Below are 3616 nucleotides of genomic sequence, written 5' to 3'. Positions count from 1 at the left end.
GGGCTCCGCCCCGCGCCCCGGCCCGGCGCAGAGATCCGGACACGTCCTGCCGAAGGTCCGGCGGGGGTTGCCAGCCCCCGCCCGGGATGGGGGAGGATGGCCGTATCCGTACGAAGGGAAACACCCGGTGAGCATCGACCCGTCCTCGATTCCGAATTTCGGGGGCCAGCCCCAGCCTCAGGCCGCAGGACCGGCGGGCCCGGTCATCCCCGACCAGGACCTGGTCAAGCAGCTTCTCGACCAGATGGAACTGAAGTACGTCGTCGACGACGAGGGTGACCTCGCGGCGCCGTGGGAGGAGTTCCGTACGTACTTCATGTTCCGCGGCGAGGAGGAGCAGCAGGTCTTCTCGGTGCGGACGTTCTACGACCGTCCCCACGCGCTGGAGGACCGGGCGAAGATCCTCGACGCGATCGACGACTGGAACCGCCGCACGCTGTGGCCGAAGGTCTACACGCACACCCACGAGGAGGAGGGCCAGCCCGCCTCGGTCCGTCTCATCGGCGAGGCGCAGATGCTGATCGGCACCGGCGTCAGCCTGGAGCACTTCGTGTCCTCGACGGTCAGCTGGGTGCGCGCGGCGATCGAGTTCGACAAGTGGCTGGCCGAGCAGCTCGGCCTGGCCACGGCCGAGGAGAAGCCGGCGGACGAGAAGCCCGCCGACGAGGACTGAGCGGGCCGCGAAGCCCTCGCAGTACTCACAGCGCCATCGGGGCGAGCGTCAGGACGTACGCCCCGTAGCCGAACGACAGCCCGGCCAGGGCGACGATCACCGTGATCGCCGCCCTGGGCCGGGCTTTCGTCAGTGCGGACGCCAGCGGCAGCAGCAGCGGGAACGCCGGCAGCAGGAAACGCGGCTTGGACTCGAAGAAGCCGGATCCACCGACCGTGATCACCACCAGTACCGCCGTGTACACGAACAGCGCCGGCGGCGGCCGGTCCAGTGCGAACAGGGCGAAGAGCAGCACCCCCGCACCGGTGATCACCAGAGCCATCGGGAAGCCGAAGTAGGCGGGCTCGGTCACGATGCTGCGCACCACCTCCAGGGAGCCGCGCCCCAGGTCGAACCGCGACGTCCAGCCGCTCTGCACCGCGAAGTACCCGCCGAGCGGATCGCCCTTGCGCGCCCCCACCCACAGCAGATAGCCGAGCCACCCGGCGGGCGCCAGCACGGCAGCCGCCCAGATCCTGACCCGGCCCGCGGCGGTGCCGCGCCGCCGCCACAGCTCGCGCCCCGCCACGACGCACACAGCCGCCGCGACCGCGATGCCGTTGGGCCGGGTCAGTCCGGCGAGCGCCGCCAGCGCGGCGGCCCACATCCAGCGGCCCGTCAGCAACGCGTACAGCGACCAGGCGGCGAACGCCGTCAGCAGCGGCTCGGTGTACGCCATGGACAGCACGATCGAGTGCGGCAGCAGGCCCCACAGCAGCACGACGAGGGTCGCGACGGTCCGGCCGCGCAGCCGCTCGACGACCGCGTAGATGCCCCACGCCGCGGCCCCCGCGGAAATCCACGACAGCGCCAGACCCGCCGTGCCCCCCGCCACCGGGACGACGGCCGTCACGGTCCGGACGAGACCGGGGTAGAGCGGGAAAAACGCCAGGTCGGACTGGACGGCGCCGTCCGGCCAGTACAGCGTCCGCCCATAGCCGTGCGCGGCGATACGGGCGTACCAGTCGGAGTCCCAGGAGGTGGCCAGCAGCGCCCGGGGGGACTGGCCGATGCGCCAGGCCCACAGCGCCAGCAGCACCATCCCGGTGAGCCGGGCCGCCGCGAACAGCCCGAGCGCGGGGGCGGCCCGGAGCAGGGCGGCGCGCAGCGGCGGAACGGACCGGGAGGCGCCGACGGGCGGTGCTGTCTTGTCGCAGGTCTCGGCGGACAGGGGGCACCTCCGTGCGCGCGTGATCGGTCAACCCGACCATCGTCGGCGCACGTACGCGGCGCGAGTGCTGGGCAGCCGCCCGGGTGGAATGCGCCCGCTGACCGCCGCGTGCACGCGTGTCGCCGTGACAGCTGCCTGGTCAGCCGCTAGGGCCTGTCCGGATCGCGCCGGGCCGATCCACAAGGCGCCCCCGGCCCGCAGCCCCCCGGCCCGGGGCCCCTCAGCCCGCTGCCAGCCCCTTCAGCCGGGAGACCGCCTCCTCCAGCACCTCCACCCGCTTGCAGAAGGCGAACCGCACGAAGGGAGCGCCCTGTTCGCGGTGGTCGTAGAAGACGGCGTTCGGGATCGCGACGACCCCGCAGCGTTCCGGCAGGGCGCGGCAGAACGCGAAGCCGTCGTCCTCGCCGAGCGGGCGGATGTCGGTGGTGACGAAGTACGTCCCGGCCGGCCGGTAGACCTCGAATCCGGCCGCCGCGAGCCCGGAGCCCAGCAGATCCCGCTTGGCGCGCAGGTCGTCCCGGAGCCCGTCGAAGTACGTCTGCGGCAGCGCGAGCGCCTCGGCGACCGCGTACTGGAAGGGTCCCGACGAAACGTACGTGAGGAACTGCTTGGCCGAGCGCACGGCGGTCACCAGCGGAGCGGAGGCCGTCACCCAGCCGACCTTCCAGCCGGTGAACGAGAACGTCTTGCCCGCCGAGCCGATGGTGACCGTGCGCTCGCGCATCCCGGGGAAGGACGCGATCGGTGTGTGCGCGCCGTCGAAGACCAGGTGCTCGTACACCTCGTCGGTGACGACCAGCAGATCGCGTTCGACGGCGAGCGCCGCGACGGCCGCCAGCTCCTCGTGGGTGAGGACGGTCCCGGTCGGGTTGTGCGGGGTGTTGAGCAGGATGAGGCGCGTGCGGTCGGTGACGGCGTCCCGCAGCTCGTCCAGGTCCAGGTGGTACGCCCCGTCCCGGGGTCGGAGCGTCACCGGTACGCGCGTCCCGCCCGCCATCGCGATGCAGGCGGCGTACGAGTCGTAGTACGGCTCCAGCGCGATCACCTCGTCGCCGGGCTCGACGAAGGCGAGCAGCGCGGCCGCGATCGCCTCGGTCGCGCCGGCCGTGACCAGCACCTCGGTGTCGGGGTCGTGGCCGAGGCCGTACCGCTCCTGCTGGTGGCCGGCGATCGCGGTGCGCAGCTCGGGGACACCGGGGCCGGGCGGGTACTGGTTGCCGTGGCCGTCGCGCAGCGCGCGCACCGCCGCCTCCCGCACCTCCTCCGGTCCGTCGGTGTCCGGGAAGCCCTGGCCGAGGTTGATCGAGCCCGTCCGCACGGCCAGCGCGGACATCTCCGCGAAGATCGTCGTCCCGAATTCGGCGAGGCGGCGGTTGAGCAGGGGGCGCGCGCTGGAGGTCATGGCGGCCATCCTGCGCGCAACCTCTGGACTTGCTCAAGTCTGCTTTGGGCCCGGATGGACGAGGGCATCCCCCAGGCACACCAGAAGCAGCCTCGCTTCGGGGGACGAAGGAAAGGTGAGGTCGATGGAAATCATTCTCATCGCGCTCGTGCTGATCACGGTCGTCGTGCTGGCGAACGCCGCCTCGGCCAGGAGCGCCCGTCGGCGGAGGTCGGGGCGGAGCAGCGGGAGCAGCGGGGGCAGCTGGTGGGCCGGGGGCGGCGGCGACGGTGGGGGTGGGAGTGGCTGCGGCGGTTCGTCGTCGTGCGGTGGCGGCAGCAGCTGTGGTGGC

Annotated in this window: 4 protein-coding genes; 2 read left to right on the top strand and 2 right to left on the bottom strand. The window is 72.5% G+C overall.

Annotation, left to right across the window (positions count from 1 at the left end; all coding sequences use genetic code 11):
- Positions 1-127 precede the first annotated feature (127 nt).
- Entirely contained in the window at positions 128-673 is a 546-nt protein-coding gene (locus ACWGI8_RS41535; RefSeq protein WP_453668635.1) for a YbjN domain-containing protein, read from the top strand.
- 25 nt (positions 674-698) lie between these two features.
- On the opposite strand, the gene ACWGI8_RS41530 is transcribed toward ACWGI8_RS41535, so the two are convergent.
- Together ACWGI8_RS41530 and ACWGI8_RS41525 are read right to left on the bottom strand one after the other, a co-directional pair.
- On the bottom strand, positions 699-1883 hold the full coding sequence (locus ACWGI8_RS41530) for a mannosyltransferase family protein (protein ID WP_453668636.1): 1185 nt from the start codon (positions 1881-1883) through the stop codon (positions 699-701).
- A 220-nt stretch (positions 1884-2103) separates the two neighbouring features.
- Positions 2104-3294: a pyridoxal phosphate-dependent aminotransferase gene (locus tag ACWGI8_RS41525; protein WP_453668634.1), complete on the bottom strand. Its 1191-nt coding sequence runs from the start codon at positions 3292-3294 to the stop codon at positions 2104-2106.
- Positions 3295-3409: 115 nt separating this feature from the next.
- Here ACWGI8_RS41525 and ACWGI8_RS41520 point away from each other — a divergent pair.
- A partial coding sequence (locus ACWGI8_RS41520; RefSeq protein ID WP_453668633.1) for a hypothetical protein occupies positions 3410-3616 on the top strand: 207 nt, incomplete at its 3' end.

Source organism: Streptomyces sp. NPDC054841, from assembly GCF_053611045.1.
This window is presented reverse-complemented; position numbering and strand designations above follow the sequence as displayed.

Excerpts from the sequence above, each read along its gene's own strand:
- ACWGI8_RS41525 (WP_453668634.1), bottom strand. The coding sequence starts at position 3,294 with ATGGCCGCCATGACCTCCAGCGCGCGCCCCCTGCTCAACCGCCGCCTC.